This window comes from Saccharothrix sp. 6-C, assembly GCF_016695385.1.
GTDB lineage: Bacteria > Actinomycetota > Actinomycetes > Mycobacteriales > Pseudonocardiaceae > Actinosynnema > Actinosynnema texasense.
In genome coordinates, this window is record NZ_CP064192.1 from 3,473,031 (window position 1) to 3,492,693 (window position 19,663).

The window sequence follows — 19,663 nt, forward strand, 5'->3', positions numbered from 1 at the left end:
AGGAATTCCTCGTCTGCGCGCCAAGGGGCCCTCACCTGCTCAAGCTCAGAAACGGCACTGGGGGTAGCTCCTGTCTGCGGGGACGTGCGGGCAGACCTGCCGTCCCGCCCGGCTGCCCGCCCACCCGTTGAGGACGCCCCGCGCGGCGGTCGAAGCTTCGGGGATGCACACCTGGGAAGAACACCCCAAGCCCGCCGGTCACCTTCGTCACGGCGCGCAACCGTCCGATCACGTGATGCTGCGGTGGCAGCTGACCGCGGGCAACCGGGCCGTCACCACGGTCGTGCAGCGGCTGACCGAACGACGGGAGGGCGAGGAAGCGACCACCGACAGAGCGCGCCGGGCGGGCGGTCACGGCTTCGACGTCAACCTCGCCGCGGTGTACGTGGCCGAGCGCGAAACCGACGGGTCCTTCACCGCACCGCACGTCCTGGGGAACGAGCACGCCAGTACCAGCGGCGGCACGGACGCCGACCAGCACGCCGAGCGCAATGCCCTCCGCGCGGCGGGAGCCGCCGGCTACCAGTGGTCCCGGAGGGAGCAGCTCACGGGCACGCCGATCGGCCGGGTCGTGCGGGTGCACACCGAACTGTTCCCGTGCGAGCGGTGCTTCCACTGGCTCGACTACTACCTGAGCCGCGACATCACCGTGACCTGGACGGCCCCCTACGACAAGCAGGATGCCGCGGCCTGGTCGTGGCGGGTCCCCAACCGGCTGTTCAAGTTCCGGATCTCCGTCTCCGAGAGGCTGCGGGCGTTGTCGGACGCGGCGGTCAACCTGCGGGACCCCGACCTGACCGCGCGCGTCGACCGGGTGTGGCGCGAGCTGGTGACCATGGATTACAGCCCCATCACGTGGAGCGGGTGGTTCGCCGCCTTCGGCCGCGACGCATCGGTTCGCGAGCAGCGGGCCACGACGTACGCACAGGAGGTCGAACAGGTGTGGCGGGACAATGTCGAAGGGCTGGAGGCGGAGGTGCGGACGCGCCGCCGCTCAACCGCCGCGGTGCCGCCCGCGTCGTTCACCCCGACTCCCGCGCCGCCGACCGCCGCCACGACAGTCGCCACCCGCATCCTCGGCCCGACGCATCCCTCTCGCCCCGGCACGCCCGGGGCGGTGGCGCCGAACCGCAAACAGTGGCCGGTCCGGAGGGGTAAGTGAGCCCACAGCCTCACCGGCACGCGGTGAAAGAGCTGAAGGGCTCCCGGACGAGGTGGTCGGCCGCGCCCGCAATCCAGCCCGCGCCCCCGTGCCGGCGCTTGCGAGCCGCGCGCAGGCTCGCCCCAGTAGCTCGGAAACAGCTACTCGGGCCTGGCCGGGCACAGCGCTGCGGGCACGGACCCGGAACGTGACGGGCGTGGGGTAGATCCCGGTTGGTCGCTGCGTGCGGTGGTGGAGATCCTGGGCAATCGCCGTCACACCGGCCACCAGGTGTGGAACCGCGCCGGCGCCGACCGCTCGCCGAGCGGGCGACGGACCGGTGTCCGCACCGAGCAGCACGTGTGGGCGATCTCGACCCGCATCGCCCACACGTCGTTGGTGCCCGGCGGGAGTCCTCATAGCCGGTCCCACCCCGGCGCGACGATCACGTCAGTGGCCGAGGATCTCGGGGTCGACCACGAGTCGCTGCGCACTTGGATCCGGATCGAGGACGCACGGCGCACCGGTGTCCGACATCCAGGGTGAAGTCCCAAGTCCCGCTTGAGGATCGGGCGGCGCTCACGGACTGGTTGCGGCGGCCGTGTGTGTTCGTGCCAGCCGGCAGTCGACAACAGGCCGCGGTGTGTCGTGCGACTGATGGCGCGACCCAGACAGTGTCCGAGCCGCACACCGCTTGCACCATGCCTTGAGTAACCCTTCACGCGACCCGGCATGAAACTCCCTGCCCGTCGGCAGGACCGCTGGCTTCGGATCGGTTGAGGCACAGTCATGTGCGTTGGGGCTGTGGTCTTTCCGCGGTTGTCGCTTCGTCCGGCCGGGGCCGCAGCGAGGGAACGAGCATCGCGATGACCTCGTTCAGGCTGTCGGCGAGGTACTCGGTGATCGGGCGTGATGCGTGGAACGCCCACCAGGTCAACGCTCCTTGCCAGTGCGAAGCCAGGGCGTGGCCGATCCGCTCGGGCGCGTCCGGTGTCGAGGCGAAGCACTCGTCCAGAGCGGCTGTGAGTGCCTCTTCCCAGGCAGTACCCCGTTGGCGGAGCACGGGGTCCCGGAGGTCTTCGTGCAGGACCAGCAGGCCACTCCGGTACGGCTCCATCCCCTCGTACTGTTTCGACAGTCCGAGCAGGAACGCCACAGCGCCCTCGGCGGACCTCGGCACCGTCCGCGCGAGCTCGGCCGTGAGCGCGTCGAGCTGGTCCCAAGCCTGTAGCAGCGCGCGGTGGGTGAGATCGGCCTTCGTGCCGAAACGCTGCACGAGGGTGGCCGGCGAGAGTCCGCAGCGATCCGCGAGTGCCGCGAACGTGAGGCGTTCGATGCCGCCCTCGTGCACGAGGGCGAGCGCCGCGTCGAGCACGTGCTCGTCTGATCGGGTCTTCGGGCGTGGCATGCTGCTACTATAACCAAACGATCGTTTATGTACGTGGTGATCGGAGTCAGAGGACGTGTCGCTCACCGGCAAGGGCGCCCTCGTCGCTGGTGCAACGCGGAGTGCATTCCTCCCCGCCCGCGCCAGCTCCGCAGCGGGCGGGCGCTTCCCCGCCACCGCGCTTCGACCGGAAATCGGCTGCGACCGCGACCACGGCACGAAGCCGCACGATGTGGCTCTCGTAACGCGAAAAGTATGGTTCGACTGCTCAGAGGGGGACGACGGTGGTGGCACGCGACGCTTCGGAGATCGAGGTGCACGGGGCCCGGACGAACAACCTGGCGAACGTCTCGGTGACGATTCCCAAAGGGCGGGTCGTCGCGTTCACGGGGGTGAGCGGGAGCGGGAAGACGTCGCTGGCGATCGACACTGTTCACAGTGAGGCGCAACTTCGTTACCTGGAAGGGCTTTCGCCGTTCGTTCGGCAGTACATCCCGCAGCGCAACCGGCCGAAGGTCGACCGGATCCTCGGGCTGGGGCCGACGCTGGCGGTCGACCAGCGGCGGCTCAACCGCAATCCCCGGTCGACGGTCGCGACGGTCACCGGCATCGACGGGCATCTCGGGTTGCTGTACTCGCGGCTGCCGGGGCTCGCGGCCGACCACGTGCACCTGAGCACGGCGCACTTCGACCGCGACTCGCCCGAGGGGCACTGCGCGCAGTGCCACGGGGTCGGTGGCCGCTGGCAGGCCCAAGAGGACCTGATCGTCGTGGACCCGACGCTGCCGCTGTTCGGCGGTGCGTCTCCCTGGTACGGCAAGTGGCGGTCCGGCGAGCACGTGTTCGTGCCCGCACTGGCCGAGAAACGCGGCGTCGACCTCGGCAGGCCGTGGCAGGACCTGCCGGAGGAGTTCCGGCACGAGGTCTTGCACGGCACGGGCGACGAGGCGATCGAGGCGACGATCGACATGCCCAACAAGAACGAGAGCGCGACCTGGAGCTACACCAGCACCGAGCCGTTGCGTGGCGCACTGGCCGAGGTGGAGCGGGTGTTCGCGAACGCGAGCACGCCGAGCGCGAAGGAGCGCTACCTGCCCTACATGCGCAAGGCGCCGTGCGGCAGCTGCGGTGGGACCGGGTACGGCGACGCGGCCCGCACCGTCACCGTCGGCGGCGTGACCTACCCGGTGCTGGTCGAGCGCGACATCAGCGAGGTCCGCGCGTGGGTGGACGCGGTCCTCGCTGAGCTCGACGCCGCGCAGCGCGAGGTCGGGGGGCCGTTGCTGGCCGACCTCAAGCGCAAGCTCACCCTCCTCGACCGGCTCGGGCTCGCGCACATCCAGCTCTCGCGCCCGGCGACGTCGCTGTCCGGCGGCGAGTTGCAGCGCACCCGCCTGGCGGCGCAGCTGACCACGGAACTCAGCGGGATCACCTTCGTCCTCGACGAGCCGGGTACCGGACTGCACCCGGCGGACAAGGTGCACCTGCTCGACATCGCGCTCGAACTGCGTGAGGCCGGGAACACGGTCCTCCTGGTCGAGCACGACCCGGAGCTGATCGCCCGCGCCGACTGGGTGGTCGACATGGGGCCGGGTGCCGGCCGCGCGGGCGGCCACGTGGTCGTCACCGGCACGCCCGCCGACGTCGCCGCGCACCCGGACTCCCTCACCGGCAGGTACCTGGCCGGCCGCGGTCCCCGGGTCGACCGGGCCCGCCGTCCCGTCGGTGAGCGGTGGCTCACCTTGCGCGGTGTGCGCGCCCACAACGTGACCGCGTCGCAGGTGCGGTTCCCGGTCGGGCGGTTGACCACCATCACCGGCGTGAGCGGCAGCGGCAAGAGCAGCCTGCTCGGCGCACTCGGCGCCGGCGTGGCGGCGGCGCTCGCCGGCGAGCCCGCGGACCAGGTCGAGCACGTCGGGGGAGCCGCCGCCATCAGCTGGGTCTCGGTGGTCGACCAGGAGCCGATCGGACGGACACCGCGGTCCAACCCGGCGACCTACAGCAAGGCGTTCGACCTCATCCGAGGGCTGTTCGCCGGCACGGAAGGCGCCCGCGAACGCCGCCTGTCCGCGTCCTGGTTCTCGTTCAACACGGCGGGCGGGCGCTGCGAGGAGTGCGGCGGACACGGCCGCAAGCTCGTCGACATGCACTTCATGCCGGACGTGTGGGTGGTCTGCGACCAGTGCGACGGCCGCCGGTACAAGCCGGAGGTCCTCGACATCACCTACCAGGGCCTGTCCATCGACCAGGTGCTCGGGCTGACCGTCGCCGAGGCCGTCGAACGCTTCGCCGAGCCCCGGCAGCTGGCGGCGACACTCGCCGCGCTCGACCGCGTGGGGCTGGGGTACCTGCAGCTGGGGCAGAGCGCGACCGAGCTGTCCGGCGGTGAGGCGCAGCGGCTCAAGCTCGCGGCCGCGATCCAGCGCGGCACCGGCAGCGGCAAGGCCGGACTGGTGGTGCTCGACGAACCGGTTTCCGGCCTGCACCCGTCAGACATCCAGCGGATGGTGGACGCGTTCGACGTGCTGCTCGACTCGGGCAACACCGTCGTGCTCGCCGAGCACGACATCCCGGTCGCGGCGTCCGCGGACTGGGTCGTCGACCTCGGACCGGGCGCGGGCCGCGATGGTGGCTCCGTGGTGGCGGAAGGGACACCCGACGACATCAAGGCGGCCGACACCCCGACCGCCAGGTTCTTTCGCAGGTACGTCGCGGGTGAGCCGTTGCTCGGCGCCCCAGCCGACGGCTGAGCGGGATCGCGGACACGGACGCCGGCCTGGGCGAACGACGAGAGGTACGCCGATGCGCGCAGCTCAGGTCGGCGCGACGTGCCGGTATCCGCTGCTCCTCGGCGCGCCGGGGTCGGCTGTCCACGCCGGGTCCACCACCCTGTCCACCTCGGCGACATGGTGCGACGCGCTTCTCGCATCCTGGCCGGCTCCAGGCAGGAGAAATGGGTCTGTGTGACTAGTCGGTCACTTCTTCGAAAGGGTGCCGGCGGCTTCTTCTGAAGAATGTGCCAGTGGGCCGCACGATGGGCAGGGTCCGCGCGGACACGCCCAGCGAAACGGATCGCAAGGACCGAACCTCAGGGCGGTCGTCGGGCTCGGGCGTCCGTCGTCCTCCACGCCGAGGTGGCTGAGCAGCTCCCGGCGGTGGAGGTCGAACGCGTCGCGCACCTAGTGGCCGCGGGCCTCCATGACCAGCAGCATCAGCGAGAGCAGCAGTTGCAGGACGGCGACGGACGTGCCCGTGACGGCGGTCCAGTCCAGCCGGTACTCGGTCTTGGTGGCCATCGACAGCACGCCGCAGGCCACCGCGCCGACCGCCAGGGCCGTGCCGCCGGCCGGCAGCGGCCAGCTGAGCAGGGCGAGGCACAGCGAGATCGGCCCGAGCCAGGCGTCCTTGCCCGGTCGGTCTTTCGCGGGGAGCTGCCGCATCATGCCGTCCATGGTGCCGTGGACCGGATCTCCGGAGCGCACCGCCACCGCCTTCCCACGTCGGTCACAGCCACCGGTTGCGCTTGAACAGCCGGTACAGGACCAGGCACACGCCCAGCGTCACCGACAGCACCAGCGGGTAGCCGTAGTGCCAGCGCAGTTCCGGCATGTGGTCGAAGTTCATCCCGTACACGCCCACCACCAGGGTCGGCACGGCGATGATCGCGACCCACGCGGAGATCCGCCGCATGTCGTTGTTCTGCTGCAACGACACCTTGGCCAAGGTCGCGTCGACCAGGGTGGTCAGCAGCTCGTCGAAGGCGACGACCCGTTCCGCGGCGGCCGTGAGGTGGTCGTCGACGTTGCGGAAGTAGGACCGCACCTCGTCCGGCACGAGCGGGCCGCACGCGCCCTCGCTGAGCTTGCGCAGCGGGGCAGCCAACGGCATGACCGCCCTGCGCAGCTCCATGATCTCCCGCTTGACCAGGTACATCTGCTCGACGCCGATCTCGCTGCGCGGCGCGAACACCGCGGTCTCGACCAGGTCGACGTCGCCGCCGAACGCCTCGACCACCTCGCGGTAGCCGTCGACCACGCGGTCGGCGATCTCGTGCAGCACCATCGCCGGGCCCGCCGCGAGCAGGTGCGGCGCGGCCTCCAGCTGGCGGCGCACGTCACCCAGCTCCGAGTGGTGGCCGTGGCGGACCGTGACCACGTAGTCGCGCCCGAGGAACACCATGATCTCCCCGGACTCCACGATCTCGTTCGCCGTCGTCGGCGACTCGTGCTCCACGAACCGCAAGGTCTTGAGCACCATGAACAGGTTGTCGTCGTAGCGGTCGAGCTTGGGCCGCTGGTGCGCGTGCACGGCGTCCTCGACGGCGAGCTCGTGCAGCCCGAACGCGTCGGCGACGTCGCGGATGCGGTCCTCGTCCGGCTGGAACATGCCGACCCAGACGAACCCGTCCCCGCGCGCCCGGACCTCGGCGACCGCGTCGGCGGGCGACCAGTCGCCGGGCAGCCGCACGCCGTCGACGTAGATCGCGCACGCCACCACGGCGTCCCGCTTCCCCTCCGGTACCTCGCCGCCGGCGACAGGGCTCACCATGCCGGTGATCCTGCCGCACCCGGTGTCCGGACGGGTGACGGGTGGGAATGCGCGTTCGACTCGCGTCGACGGCGGGTTCGGTGGATCGGTGCGGGTGTCCGCAACCTGAACGAGTGATTTGCGGGCTCCGAGACCGCCTGGGGGCGTTAAGTTCCCCCGTGTGAAGCGATCCGTTTGGGTAGTCGTGCTCGCGCTGGTGGCCGGGCTGGTCGCGCCGGTGCCGGCGCTGGCGGAGGTGCGGACGCCGGGGCAGTGCGCGGCGTCGCTGGACTGCACGGCCGCCGAGATCGACCGGATGGCCATGGCGGACCGGCTGGAGTTCCTGCGGTTGGTGCAGAGCGGTCCCGCCGCGGGACTGGGCGCGGCGGACCGCTGGCGCAACATCGAGGGCGTGCTGTCGTTCTTCCTCGACCACGGGCTCGGCGCGCCCGGCACGTGGATCTCGCACGTCGACGCGGGGATCCTGGAAGGCATCGAACGCGGCGTGGCGCTCGCGCTCGGCCGGTCGGCCGACGACTTCGGCAACCCCGGCTCGGCGCGGTGGGCCGACTACCTGACCCGCCTGCACCGGGGTGAGCTGACCGTCCGCAACGTCCACGACCGGGCGTGGAGCGAAGCCGAGCAGGCCTCGACCGAGCACGGCGCGGCGGTGGCCGAGCAGGTGCACGGGATCGCGCCGACCGCGGTGGAGCGCCGGTTCTTCCTGTTCTCGGAGTTCTACCGGTGGACCCTGCGCAACCGCCCCGTGGCGCTGGACCTGCTGCTGGTCTACGCGGCGCTGCTCAACCCCGTGCTGGTCGTGCGCAGGGTGCCGTTCCTGGACTGGCTGACCGACGTGCGCGAGTCGGCGCCGTCGCGCAAGGGGTGCGAGATCGCCTACGCCTACGCGCGGCTCGACCCGGTCAACGGGGCGTTCGGCACCCTGGACCTCCTGCTCGCCTACATCCCGGAGCTGTACGAGGAGTTCGAGGCGACCCGGTAGCGGGCTACCGGGCGGTGAGCGCCGCGTCGACGACCTCACGGCTGTCCACCAGCAGCGCTTGCGCCGCGGTGCGACCGGTCGCGGCCAGGTAGGCGTCCACCAGACGGTTGCCGACGGCGTAACCGGCGCCGGTGGGCAGCCCGACCGGGGTCGCGCCGTAGCGGACGGCGGTCTCGTCGCCGTGCACCCACGCGGTGAAGTTCCGCATCCCGGTGACGTCGAGGCCGGAGACGACCTTGGCGAACACCGCGTCGTCACGCAGGTGGGGCACGCCGATGCGGGTGTGGCCCAGCTCGTCGCCGTACAGCTGGCGGGCGAACGCGTCGGCGAGACCTTCGGACACCACGTGCTCACCCACGGTGACGGTCGCCGGGTCCCACACGACGCCGCCGGGCCCGTAGCGGAGGTTGTGGTTGAGCTCGTGGACCGCGGTCGCCTCCAGGCGCGCCAGGTTCTCCGGGAAGGGCCAGAAGTTCAGGAACACGTGGCCGGGCACGCTGCCGTTCGCCGTCATGCCCAGGTTCGGGCCCATGAAGTGCGCGTCACCGGGATCGCCGAGGACGATGAGCACGGTGATGTCCGGCACGGTGAGGTCGGGGGTCGCGGCGAGCTGCACGGCCAGGGCGTCGTTCAGGGCGCGTTCGACCCGGTGCCACGCGTCGGCGTCGTGCAACGCCTCCAGCGCCTCCCGGCACCGCTGCTCGTCGCGGTCGAGCGGGAAACCGGAACCCATGCGGTGCATCGCGACGAGGTCGACCTCGCCGGGGAAGTGCCGGTACATGCCCGCCGCCGGTTCGAGCACCGCCTTCAGCAGCGCGGGCCGGTCCGCCTGCGGCGACCGGAGGATCTCGCGCATCGCGGGGTAGGTGTCCAGGACCGTGATCGTCATGTCCGGGACGCTAGACGTTCCAGCGACTGGAACTTCAAGCCGACGACACGATCCGGCCCGCCGGCCGTGCGCGCACGTCCGGCGGGCCGGGGTCAGGCCGGCTTGGCGCCCACCCGGTCCGGTTCGCCGGCGGCCGGCCCGGTCTCGTCCAGGAAGCCGCCGGACTGGTGGCGCCACAGCTTCGCGTACGAGCCGTCGGCGTCGAGCAGCTCGGCGTGCGTGCCCTGTTCCACGATCCCGCCCCGGTCGAGCACGATCAGCCGGTCCATCCGCACGACCGTGCTCAGCCGGTGCGCGACGACGAGCGCGGTGCGATCTTCCATGAGCCGCCACAGCGCCTCCTGGACCAGCACCTCGCTCTCCGAGTCCAACGCGCTGGTCGCCTCGTCCAGCAGCAGGATCGGCGCGTCGCGCAGGATCGCCCTGGCCAGCGCGACCCGCTGCCGCTGCCCGCCGGACAGCTTGATGCCGCGTTCGCCGACCATGGTGTCGAACCCGTCGGGCAGCGCGTCCGCGAACTCCGTCACGTGCGCGGCGTGCGCGGCGCGTCGGATCTCGACGTCGGTCGCGCCCGGCCGGGCGAAGGCGATGTTCTCCCGCAGCGTCCGGTGGAACATCGCCGGGTCCTGCGGCACGTACGCGATCAGGCTGCGCAGGTCGGCCTGGCGCAGGCGCGCGATGTCCTGGCCGCCGATGAGGATGCGGCCCTCGTCGACGTCCATCAGCCGCAGCAGCAGGCGGGTGAGCGTGGTCTTGCCGCCGCCGGAGCGGCCGACCAACCCGATCCGCGTGCCCGCCGGGATGTCCAGGTCCAGGCCGGTGAACAGCGGCTTGCCGCCGTCGTGCGCGAACGCCACGTGGTCGAACCGCACCCCGGCGTCCTGCGCGCGCAACGGCTCCGGGTCCTCCGGGTCGAGCACCGTCGGGTCGTCGAGCAGCAGTTCGGTGAACTGCGCGGCCTCGGTGAGCGCGCTCTCGAACCGCCGGTAGATCTGGTTGAACTCGAACATGATCCGCGTCGCGTTGGTGAAGTACGCGAACGTCACCACGATCGCCTCCACGCCGAGCCCGCCGCTGACCCCGACCGCGACCGCGAGGCCGAGCGCGTTGGTCAGCACGGACAGCGGCGCGACCACGGTGTCGATGCGCAGGTTGCCGTAGTCCCACGACCGCAGCGCCAGCACCCGGGTCTCGGCGGCGCGGTCGCGGTGCTCCGCGCTCTCGCGCTCCTCGGCGGCGAACGCCCGCACCGTGTCCATGTTCATCAGCGCGTCGGCGACGTGGCCCGACAGCCGGGCGTAAGCGGCCTCGCGCTCGGCGACCAGGCGTTGGCGGCGGCGGATGAGCGGCGCGACCACGAAGCCCGTCACCAGGATCAGACCGAGCAGCACCACGACGAGCAGCGGGTGGTAGCCCCACAGCACGACGCACGCGAAGCCGAGGGGGATGAGGTTCGCGACGATCTTGAACGCCACGGTGTCGACGAACTCCTCGAACCGCGACGCGAAGCTGAGCACGCGCTTGGTGAGCGACCCGGCGAAGTTGTCGTGGAAGAACGTGGCGTCCTTGCCGAGCAGCGCGTCCATGCCGAAGGTGGACAGGTGCTCGATCCCGCGCCCGTCGGTGCGGTTGAGGCAGTGCACGCCGATGCGCCACAGCAGTTCCGCGAGGAGCATCAGGCCGGCGAAGACCAGCACGTACGGCAGCACGGTGGCGAGACCGGTGTCGCCGCCCTCGGCGAGGCGACCGGCGAGCGCGCCGACCGCCAGCGGCGTCAGGTAGAGCAGGCAGGTGTTGCCCAGCGCGGGCAGCACGAGCGCGCCCGCACCGAGCAGCCGGTGTCGGCGCAACTCCCGCCAGTACAGGCGCAGGGCGAGCAGCACCGCTGTTCTGCGTTTGTCGACGGGTTTTTCGGACCTTGGCGCGGCCATCCGACTCCCTCCGGGGGCACCTTGGCGTTGTCGATGTTGCCCCACCGGGCCGGGTGACGGCGATCGAATAACGACCGGCCACCCCGTTGCGCGTCGAGAATTCCGGCCGTGCCAACGTTTTCCAGGCCGTGGCGAAAGTTCGGAGACCACCGCCCGCGCCGGTGTCGGCGCGAGCAGCGCGGAGCAGCTCGGCGCGTCGGTGGCGGCGCTGGACTTCGAGCTGCCCGCGCACCTGCGCGCCGAGCTGGACCGGGCCAGTGCCGAACCGCCGGCGTCGGTCTACCGGATGTTCACCCCCGACTACCAGGAGTGGCTGGTCAGCCCCCAGGTCAAGGTCGGTGACAAGCCGCCCGGCTACCGCCCCGTCGTGCGCAACTGGGTTCAGCGGTAGTCGCGCAGGTGGTCCAGGCACAGGTCCAGGGCGGCTTCCAGGTGTTCGGCGGAGCCCGTCGACAGCAGGATCGTCACCCCGCCCTGGATCGCCGCGATCACGGCGCCCGCCGTGCGCCGCGGGTCGACGCGCGGGCTGATCCGGCCGCTGTCCCGCATCTGCTCGATGCCGACCTGGACCTGGTGCTGCCACTGGGCGAGCAGCTGCCGGGTGACCGCCTGCGCGGCCGGGGTGCGCCTGCCGACCTCGGTGATCAGCACGCCGAGCGGGCAGTGCACGCCCTGCTCGCGGTAGCGGTCGACCACCACGTCCCGCCACCGCTGCCACGCCGCCCACGACGTGAGCTGCCCGAGGTGCGGCTGCTGGTCCTCGATCACCCGGTCGGCCTCCCACCGGGCGACCGCCGGCAGGAGCTCTTCCCTGCCTTCGGGGAAGTAGTGGAACAGCTGGCCCTTGCCGGTGCCGCTGCGCCGTCCGACGTCCTCCAGGGTGACCGCGTCGATGCCGCGCTCGCGGATCTCCCCGGCCATCGCCTCGACGATCCGCTGCCGGGTCGCGGCGCCCTTCCTGGTGAGCACGGGTCCTCCCGGGACTGCGCTGGTCGGTCCAGTACGGCCGCCGAACCGTGACGTCGGCCCGTCACCGGAGCAGTCGGCGCGCGTGCTCGCGGAAGGCGTCGGTGGCCGGGTGGGTCGCGCTCCGGGGCCAGACGAGCCGCACCGCCACGGGCTCGGTGTCGGTGATCGGCACGTAGCGCACGCCGGGGTGCGGTTGGCTGTGCGCGGTCGCCTCGGTGGTGACCCCGATGGCGTCGCCGGTGGCGATCGCGGTGAGCCACTCGTCGGCGTTGGCGACGTCGAGCGCGTCGGGGCGGCGCGTGGTCGGCCACAGCTCGACGCTGGTGCTGGAGGCGGTGGCGCAGATCGCGACGGGCCGGTCGGCGAGGTCGCCCAACCGGACGGTGAGGGCTCGCGCGAACGGGTGATCTTCGGGAACGGCGGCCACGCGCTGCTCGAGGTAGAGGTCGGCGGACGCCAGCTCACGGTCGGGTGTCGACGGCGAGCGCACGAACGCCACGTCGATCTCGCCGCGCCGAAGCGCGCCCTCGGGGTCGTCCGGCCGGAACACCCGCAGCTCCGCGTCGGGCCGTGCGTGCCGCCACCCGCGCAGCAACGGCACGGTGTGCCTGCCGAGCGCCGCCCAGGCGAACCCGACGCGCAGCGCCCGCTGCCCGGCCGTGACCTCGGCCAGCGCGTCATCCACCTGGGTGAGGATGCGGGTGGCGTGCGCCAGCAGCCGCGTGCCGGCCTCGGTCAGGGCCAGGCTGCGGGTGGTGCGCTCGACCAGCCGGGTGCCGAGCCTGCTCTCCAGCTGCTCCAACGTGCGGGACAGGGCGGGCTGGCTGACGTGCAGCACGGCCGCCGCGCCGGTGATCGTGCCCTCGGCGCCGATCGCCGCGAACGCCCGCAGGTGCCGCAACTCCACATTCATGACCTAGGAGCATAAGTGCTGCGCAAGCGGTATTTCACGAAAGGCGCCGATCGGCTCTAGCGTGATCGTCATGAAGATCCTCCTCATCGGCGCCGGCGGCACGCTCGGCACGTCCGTCCACTCGACCCTGGCCGAACGCGGCCACGACGTCCTCACCGTCGGGCGCTCCGGCGGAGACCTGCGCCACGACTTCACCGACCCGGCGCAGATCACCGAGCTGTACGAGCGGGCGGGCCGGGTCGACGCGGTGGTGAGCGCGGCGGGCGACGTGCCGTGGAAGCCGATCACCGAGATGACCGCGCAGGACTACCTGGACGCGTTCCGGGGGAAGGTGCTGAGCCAGCTCGAACTCGTCCGGCAGGGGGTGGGCCGGATCGCGGAGCGCGGCTCGTTCACGCTCATCACCGGTGTCCTGGCTCGTGAGCCCGTGCCGACCGGCAGCGCGGCGTCCATGGCGAACGGCGCGGTGGAGGCGTTCGTGCGGGCGGCGGCGATCGAGATCGCGCCGCAGCGGGTCAACGCCGTGAGCCCGACCGTGTTCACCGAGAGCCTCGACGACTACGGCGCCTTCTTCCCCGGCATGGAGGCGGTCGACCTGGCGAAGGTCGCGCGGGCCTTCGTCCGGTCGGTCGAAGGTGCGCAGACGGGTCAGGTCTACGTGCTGTAGGAGCGTTCGGAGCAACGGGCGTGCGATCATGTGCCCGGGATGAACGACCGCGACGCCGCCGGAGAAGTCGACAGCGTGCTCACCGCGCTGGTCGATCCGACGCGCCGTCAGCTGCTCGACCTGCTCGCGGCGCAGGGGGAGACGACCGCGACGAAGCTGGCCGAGCAGCTGCCCGTGTCGCGGCAGGCGGTGGTCAAGCACCTCGCCGTGCTGGACGCCGCCGGGCTCGTCTCCGGTGGCCGGGTGGGGCGTGAGGTGCGCTACTCGGTGCGGCCGGCGGCGCTCGACGCGACGGCGCGGTGGATGGCCTCGCTGGCCGCCGACTGGGACCGGCGGCTGGCGACCATCAAGCGCATCGCCGAGGCCGCTGAACGGGACGCGCGCGACAACTCCGGGCGGGCGGGCGGGGCGGAGCCGCGCGAGCGGTCGTGAGGTGGCCGGGCGGTGCGTCCCGCAGGTGCTGGTCGGGGGCCCGGCGACCGCCGCGCCGCCGGTCGCGCACGGTCGGCGGACGCACGCGTGACGCGGAGAGCCCGAACGGTCCGGTGCCGGCGCGGTGGCGGGCCGGTCCCGGTGCCGCCGTCGCAGCGGTCCCGTCAGCTCCGCCCGATCCCGCGCAGCGTGGCGACCACCCCGTCCTGGTCGATCCGCCGCACCGCGTCGGCCAGCAGCGCGCGGAACACGCGTGACCCGCGCAGCGGCAGCGGCAGGGTGAGCACCGGGAAGTCCTGCTGGTGCAGGAACCCGGCGACGGCCACGCCGATCAGGCGCGGCTCGACGCCCAGGGCCAGCAGGTCGACGGCCGGGTCGAGCAGGCGTGGGGGCAGCTTGCGCAGCGCGTCGCCGGCGATCTGGTCCAGCCGGTGGGTGAGCCGCGGGTTGGCCAGCCGGGTGAGCAGCGCCTCGACCTCCCGCTCGTCCGGGCACCGGCCGAACCGGCGCAGCGACGGGCCGGTCTCGGCGCTGATCAGCCGTTCGGCGAAGCGCGCGAACTCGGGCCGGCCCAGGGCGTCGGCGGTGCTCGTGCAGCCGGCCAGCAGGCCGAGGTGGGCCAGCGCCGAGTGCGTGCCGTTGACCAGCCGCAGCTTCGCCGCCTGGTGCGGCGCGATGTCCGGCACCAGTTCCGCGCCGACCGCGTCCCAGGCCGGTCGCCCGGCGGCGAAGTCGTCCTCCACCACCCACCGGCGGTGCGGTTCGCCCACCACCGCGGCCCGGTCCGCCAGACCGAGGACCTCGGCCACGCGGGCGAAGTCGGCGTCCGTGGTGGCGGGCACGACCTGGTCCACCACGCTGGACGGGAACCGCACGTGCTCGCCGGCCCACTCGGCGAGGTCGCCCTCGCCGCGCCGGGCGCAGAACTCGCCCACCAGGCGCGCGACCAGGCGGCCGTTGTCGGGCAGGTTGTCGCAGGAGACGACGGTGAGCCCGCCGCCACCTCGGTCCCGGCGGCGGCGGAGACCGGCGACCAGCTGCCCGACCGGCGTGCGCGGCGGCCCGCCCGCGAGGTCGGCCGCCACGTCCGGGTCGTCGGCGCGCAACCGGCCGGTGATCGGGTCGTGCCGGTAGCCGGCCTCGGTGACGGTCAACGTGACCACGCGGGTGTCCGGTTCGGACAGCACCGTCGCCAGCCGGTCCGGCTGCTCCGACGCCAGCAGCACCTCGCGCACGCTCCCGACCACGCGCAGCCGGTCGTCCGAGGCGCCGCGCTCGGTCACGGTGAACAGGTGGTCCTGCTCGACCAGCGCGTCGACCAGCCGCCCGTTGCGCTGCGCCACGGCGCAGATGCCCCACGGCCCGGGCGCCACGCGCATCGCCTCCTGGGTCAGCACCGCCTGGTGGGCCCGGTGGAACGCGCCCAGTCCGATGTGGACGATGCCGGTCGGCGCGCTCGGCAGGTCGGCCGCCAGCCACCCGGGCAGCCGGGCCGCCGACAGGCGGGGCCGGGTCACCGCCGCGCCACCCCCGAGGTGTCGGCGGCGGCGATGTCGACGTCCTTGCCCTCCGCCGACAGCAGGAACGCCACGAACGACACGGCCGCCGTGCCGATCATCCACCACGCCACCGGCCAGCCCCGCCCGCCCGCCTGCGCGACCAGCGCGGCGGCCACCAGCGGCGAGAACCCGGCCAGGGCCGCGCCGATCTCGCGGGACGCGGCGAAGCCGGTGTAGCGGACTCGCGCGCCGAACAGCTCGGCGTAGAACGCGGGCTGCACCGCGATCATCGGCGCCAGCCCGAACGCCGTCGCCACCACCAGCGCCAGCCAGATCAGCACCGGCTCGCGCGTGTCGAGCAGCAGGAAGAACGGGAACGCGAACGCCGCCGTGAACACCACGCCGACCAGGTTGAGCGGTCGTCGCCCGATCCGGTCGGACAACGCGCCGTACACGGGTTGCAGCACGATCACGACCACCCCGAACGCCACCACTCCGGTCAGCCCGACCCAGCGCGGCAGCGCCAACGACTTGGTGAGGTAGGCCAGGCTGTACGTGGCGTAGATGTAGACGACCGCGGTGTCGCAGACGTGCGCGCCGATGCCGATCAGGAAGTTGCGCGGGTAGCGGCGCAGCGCGTCGGACACGGGCAGCGCCACCTCGGTCCGCTGCCGGGCCAGGCGCTGGAACACCGGCGACTCGGCGACCCGCAGCCGCACGTACAGCGCGACCGCGATCAGCGCGAAGCTGAACAGGAACGGGACGCGCCACGCCCAGTCCAGCACGCTCTGCCGGGGCAGCGTCTCGACCAGCAGGAACACCAGCGTGCCCGACAGCAGGCCGAGCTGCACGCCGGTCTGGGCGAACGACGTGAAGAACCCGCGCCGGTGCGCCGGCGCGTGCTCGGCCAGCAGCGTGGACGCGCCGCCGAACTCCGCGCCCGCGCCGAGGCCCTGGCACATCCGCAGCACGGTCAGCAGGATCGGCGCGGCGACGCCGATCGAGTCGTAGGTGGGCAGCAGGCCGATCAACCCGGTCGAGACGCCCATGACCAGGGTCGTGATCACCAGGGTCGAACGGCGGCCGATGCGGTCGCCGAGGTGGCCGAACACGAAGCCGCCCAGCGGCCGGACCGCGAAGCCGACGCCGAACGTCGCGAACCCCACGATCACACCGGTCGCCGGGTCGTCGGTGACGAAGAACAGCTCGTTGAACACCAGCGTCACGGCGAAGCCGTAGATGAAGAAGTCGTACCACTCCAACGCGGTGCCGATCACGGACGCGCCGACGACCCGGCGCAACTGCCCGCCACCGGCAGGGTCGTCGCGCGCCACGTCGTGCCCGGCCACGTCGTGCCCGGCCGCGTCGTGCCCGATCGAGTCGTGCTCGCCCGCGTCCTGCCCGATCGCGTGGTGCCCGATCGCGTCCTGCCCGATCGCGTCGTGCCCGGTCGCGGTGCGATCGGTGGCGGTGTGGTCGGCGGCTCCGGTCACGGCGTTCCCTCCTTCGCCTTCAGCAGGCCGTGCAGTTCGCGCCAGGTCTCCTCGGCCATCGGGATCCCGTCGCGCGACCGGGCGCGGCGGGCGCGGGCCTCCGGTTCGCCCGGCACCAGCACCTCGCCGCTGTCCTGGGCGGGCGGGGTGCCGGCCAGCTCGCGGCAGAACAGCTCCGCCTGCTCGCGGAACCGCTCGACGGGGGTGAGCGAGCCGATGTCGACGGCCACCAGCACGGTGCCGAACCCGCCCCGGTACCCGGGGAGGCTGCCGATGCCCATGCCGGTGAGCAGACCACCCACCACCTCGATCAGCACGCTCAGGCCGTAGCCCTTGTGCCCGCCGAACGGCAGCAGCGCCCCGCCCGCGTAGAAGTCGCCCGGGTCGGTGGTCGGTCGGCCGTCCGGGTCGAGCACCAACCCCTCGGACACGCGTTCGCCGCGGTCGCGGGCCACCGCGAGCTTGCCCTCGGCCACGCCGGAGGTGGCCCAGTCGACCACGATCGGCGGGCGGTCCGCCGCCCGCGGCGCGGCCCAGGCCAGCGGGTTGGTGCCGAGCCGCCGTTCCCGGCCGCCGTAGGGCGCGACGGTGGCGTCGGCGTTGCCGAACGCGAGCGCGACCAGGTCGTGCTCGGCGAGGAAGCCGACGTACTCGCCGAGCCGGCCGACGTGGTTGCAGTCCTGGATCACCGCGACCCCGCTGCCGTGCGTGCGGGTCAGGGCGCGCAGCTCGCGGGTGGCGACGCCGGCCGCGATCCGGCCGAGCGCCCGGTTGCCGCGGACCACGACCGTGCCGGGCCGCGGGTGGTCCACGTCGGGCCGGGCGCGTGGGTCGATCCGGCCGTCGCGGATGCGGGCCACGTAGTCGACGAGCCGGCGCACGCCGTGCGAGTCGTGGCCGGTCAGGTTCGACTCCACCAGCGAGCCGGCGACCGCCTTGGCGTCGACGAGGTTCGTCCCGGCGTCGAGCAGGATGCGGACCGCGAGCTTCCCGAGCTCGCTCGACGTGACCTTCATGCGTTCCGTCTGACGGAATGGGGTTCCATCGACATGGCACCACCATGACATGGCACGGCCACCTTGTGAAGCGGGTCACAGGGTGATTCGGTTCAGTCAGCGCCCAGCGCGTGCGAGACCGCGGCGGCGGCGCGCACCACCAACTGCGGCAGGTCCGCGGGCGCCTCGGCCAGGTCGACCAGGGACGCCGCCGACAACCCGCCGACCACCTCGCCGGTGTGGTCGACCACGGCCGCGCCGACCGCCCGAACGCCGGCCTCGTTCTCCTCGTGGTCCTCGGCGTAACCGCGTCCGCGGACCGCGGCCAGCTCGGCGAGCAGGGCCTGTTCGTCGGTGATGGTGCGGCGGGTGCGGGCGGGCAGGCCGGTGCGCCGGGCCAGCGCCCGCACCTCGTCGTCGGGCAGGGAGGCCAGGATCGCCTTGCCGATGGACGTGCAGTGCAGGCGCAGGCTCATGCCGACCCGGGAGGCCAGGTGGTAGGGCCGCGCGCCCTCCACCTTGGCCACGTACACGGCCTCGTCGCCGGACAGCAGCGCGAAGTGGACCGTCCACCCGGTCCGCTCCTGGAGGTCGCGCAGCGTCGGCCGGACGTGCTCGGCGACGTCGAGGCGTTGCAGGAACCGGCCGGCGAGGCTGAGGATGCGCGGGCCGCCGAGGTAGCCGCCGCGCCCGTCGGCCCGCGCGAAACCGCGCCGGACGAGGGTCTGCAGGATGCGGTGCACGGTGGGTTTGGGCAGGCCGGAGGCGTCGGCGATGTCGGCGATGCGCGAGTGGTCGGCGAGCGCTTCCAGGACGCTCAGCGTCTTCTCGGCCGCGGACAGCGGTGCGTCGCCACTCATGGGCCCAATGTAGGACAGGTCCGATCACCGCGACCCGGTCCGGCGGGGCGGCGGCGGGTCAGCGGTGGATCTTGCGCGGCGTGAGGACCGCGGTCAGGCCGTCGAGGAGGCGTTCGAGGCCGAAGTCGAACAACGACTCGAGGTCGACGTCCGCGCCTGGTTCCGCGACCCGCGCGATGTGCGCGATCAGCGGGCCGTCGACGGCGAGCCGGGCCGTCATCCACTGCCTGCTGGTCATCCCGGTGTCCAGCTCCGCGCCGGCCTCGCTCTCGATGTTCAGCGCCGTGCCGCGCACGTGGTTGACCAGCGCGGCGTAGACGTGCAGGCGGGTGCGCTGGTCCAACCCGAGGTCGTCGAGCGCCCGCAACGTCCACTCGGCGTACGCGAGCAGGCCCGGCAGCGTGGCCGGCCGGACGATCGACACCAGCCGCGGCAGCCAGGGGTGGCGTTGGTAAGCCGCCCACTGGAGCCGGGCGGCGACCCGCAGGTGGGACCGCCAGCCCGGCGGCGGCTGCGGGTACTCGATCTCCGCGAACGCGGCGTCGGCGATGAGCTGGGGGAGGTCGGCGTCGAGGTGCTCGCGCAGGGCCACGGTGGCGACGCCGAGCTTGGCCGCGACCGCCCGGGCGGACAGCGCGGCCAAGCCGTCGGCGTCGGCGATGCCCATGGCCACCCGGACGACGCGGTCGTGGTCGAGACCGCCGGTCGACCGCGACGGCAGCCTGCGCCGGGCCACGACGGCGCCGACGCGGGACGTCGACTCGATGGCGCCCGCCTGCTTGAGCGCGGCCAACGCCTTCGTCGCGGTGGCCATGGCGACGCCCCACTCGCGCATGATCGCCCTGGTCGTGGGCACCGGGTCGCCGGGCCGCAGCTCGCCGTCGGCGATGCGGCGCTCGACGTCGGCGACGATCCGGAGGTACGGCGGCTGCGGGTCGGTCACGGTGTCATCGTGCC

The 19,663-nt window shown here is 72.7% G+C and carries 19 protein-coding genes; 7 read left to right on the forward strand and 12 right to left on the reverse strand.

Annotated elements, in window-relative coordinates:
- The first annotated feature begins 235 nt into the window (after positions 1–235).
- Entirely contained in the window at positions 236–1,162 is a 927-nt protein-coding gene (locus IOD16_RS14895) for a hypothetical protein (protein WP_201440543.1), read from the forward strand.
- Between the two features lie 228 nt (positions 1,163–1,390).
- Entirely contained in the window at positions 1,391–1,687 is a 297-nt protein-coding gene (locus IOD16_RS14900; protein ID WP_201440544.1) for a hypothetical protein, read from the forward strand.
- Between the two features lie 241 nt (positions 1,688–1,928).
- On the opposite strand, the gene IOD16_RS14905 is transcribed toward IOD16_RS14900, so the two are convergent.
- Positions 1,929–2,549, reverse strand: a complete 621-nt coding sequence (locus IOD16_RS14905; RefSeq protein WP_201440545.1) for a TetR/AcrR family transcriptional regulator — start codon at positions 2,547–2,549, stop codon at positions 1,929–1,931.
- Between the two features lie 266 nt (positions 2,550–2,815).
- Here IOD16_RS14905 and IOD16_RS14910 point away from each other — a divergent pair, with 266 nt between their 5' ends.
- Positions 2,816–5,278 (forward strand): excinuclease ABC subunit UvrA, encoded by a 2,463-nt coding sequence (locus tag IOD16_RS14910; protein ID WP_236594989.1) that lies wholly within the window; start codon positions 2,816–2,818, stop codon positions 5,276–5,278.
- Positions 5,279–5,707: 429 nt separating this feature from the next.
- Here the strand turns inward: IOD16_RS14910 and IOD16_RS14915 are convergent, their stop codons facing one another.
- Together IOD16_RS14915 and IOD16_RS14920 are read right to left on the reverse strand one after the other, a co-directional pair.
- Positions 5,708–5,971 (reverse strand): hypothetical protein, encoded by a 264-nt coding sequence (locus IOD16_RS14915; protein WP_148088656.1) that lies wholly within the window; start codon positions 5,969–5,971, stop codon positions 5,708–5,710.
- 61 nt (positions 5,972–6,032) lie between these two features.
- Positions 6,033–7,076, reverse strand: coding sequence for a magnesium and cobalt transport protein CorA (locus IOD16_RS14920; protein WP_201440546.1), 1,044 nt, complete (start codon positions 7,074–7,076; stop codon positions 6,033–6,035).
- 160 nt (positions 7,077–7,236) lie between these two features.
- Here IOD16_RS14920 and IOD16_RS14925 point away from each other — a divergent pair, with 160 nt between their 5' ends.
- Positions 7,237–8,058: a hypothetical protein gene (locus IOD16_RS14925; protein WP_201440547.1), complete on the forward strand. Its 822-nt coding sequence runs from the start codon at positions 7,237–7,239 to the stop codon at positions 8,056–8,058.
- A gap of 4 nt (positions 8,059–8,062) precedes the next feature.
- Here IOD16_RS14925 and IOD16_RS14930 read toward each other — a convergent pair whose 3' ends face one another.
- Complete coding sequence (locus tag IOD16_RS14930; protein WP_201440548.1) at positions 8,063–8,947, reverse strand: DUF2268 domain-containing protein; 885 nt, start codon at positions 8,945–8,947, stop codon at positions 8,063–8,065.
- A gap of 92 nt (positions 8,948–9,039) precedes the next feature.
- Positions 9,040–10,830 (reverse strand): ABC transporter ATP-binding protein, encoded by a 1,791-nt coding sequence (locus tag IOD16_RS14935; RefSeq protein WP_236594990.1) that lies wholly within the window; start codon positions 10,828–10,830, stop codon positions 9,040–9,042.
- A 247-nt stretch (positions 10,831–11,077) separates the two neighbouring features.
- On the opposite strand from IOD16_RS14935, the gene IOD16_RS14940 reads away from it, so the two are divergent.
- Positions 11,078–11,269, forward strand: coding sequence for a hypothetical protein (locus IOD16_RS14940; protein WP_236594991.1), 192 nt, complete (start codon positions 11,078–11,080; stop codon positions 11,267–11,269).
- On the opposite strand, the gene IOD16_RS14945 is transcribed toward IOD16_RS14940, so the two are convergent.
- Together IOD16_RS14945 and IOD16_RS14950 are read right to left on the reverse strand one after the other, a co-directional pair.
- Positions 11,260–11,847, reverse strand: a complete 588-nt coding sequence (locus IOD16_RS14945; protein WP_201440550.1) for a TetR/AcrR family transcriptional regulator — start codon at positions 11,845–11,847, stop codon at positions 11,260–11,262. The genes IOD16_RS14940 and IOD16_RS14945 overlap by 10 nt on opposite strands.
- 61 nt (positions 11,848–11,908) lie before the next feature.
- Positions 11,909–12,760 (reverse strand): LysR family transcriptional regulator, encoded by an 852-nt coding sequence (locus tag IOD16_RS14950; RefSeq protein ID WP_201440551.1) that lies wholly within the window; start codon positions 12,758–12,760, stop codon positions 11,909–11,911.
- 70 nt (positions 12,761–12,830) lie between these two features.
- On the opposite strand from IOD16_RS14950, the gene IOD16_RS14955 reads away from it, so the two are divergent.
- On the forward strand, positions 12,831–13,427 hold the full coding sequence (locus IOD16_RS14955) for a short chain dehydrogenase (RefSeq protein WP_201440552.1): 597 nt from the start codon (positions 12,831–12,833) through the stop codon (positions 13,425–13,427).
- 39 nt (positions 13,428–13,466) lie between these two features.
- Positions 13,467–13,859 (forward strand): ArsR/SmtB family transcription factor, encoded by a 393-nt coding sequence (locus IOD16_RS14960; protein ID WP_123741320.1) that lies wholly within the window; start codon positions 13,467–13,469, stop codon positions 13,857–13,859.
- 164 nt (positions 13,860–14,023) lie between these two features.
- Here IOD16_RS14960 and IOD16_RS14965 read toward each other — a convergent pair whose 3' ends face one another.
- The 5 genes from IOD16_RS14965 to IOD16_RS14985 all read right to left on the reverse strand — a co-directional run bounded on the left by IOD16_RS14965 (position 14,024) and on the right by IOD16_RS14985 (position 19,649).
- Positions 14,024–15,376 (reverse strand): mannitol dehydrogenase family protein, encoded by a 1,353-nt coding sequence (locus IOD16_RS14965; RefSeq protein WP_201440553.1) that lies wholly within the window; start codon positions 15,374–15,376, stop codon positions 14,024–14,026.
- On the reverse strand, positions 15,373–16,851 hold the full coding sequence (locus IOD16_RS14970; protein WP_201440554.1) for an MFS transporter: 1,479 nt from the start codon (positions 16,849–16,851) through the stop codon (positions 15,373–15,375). The genes IOD16_RS14965 and IOD16_RS14970 overlap by 4 nt, the downstream gene beginning before the upstream one ends.
- Positions 16,848–17,867, reverse strand: a complete 1,020-nt coding sequence (locus IOD16_RS14975) for an Ldh family oxidoreductase (RefSeq protein WP_201440555.1) — start codon at positions 17,865–17,867, stop codon at positions 16,848–16,850. Before IOD16_RS14975 ends, IOD16_RS14970 begins: the two co-directional genes overlap by 4 nt.
- Positions 17,868–17,959: 92 nt before the next feature.
- Entirely contained in the window at positions 17,960–18,706 is a 747-nt protein-coding gene (locus IOD16_RS14980) for an IclR family transcriptional regulator (protein ID WP_201440556.1), read from the reverse strand.
- Positions 18,707–18,764: 58 nt separating this feature from the next.
- Complete coding sequence (locus IOD16_RS14985; RefSeq protein WP_201440557.1) at positions 18,765–19,649, reverse strand: TetR/AcrR family transcriptional regulator C-terminal domain-containing protein; 885 nt, start codon at positions 19,647–19,649, stop codon at positions 18,765–18,767.
- Positions 19,650–19,663: the final 14 nt, after the last annotated feature.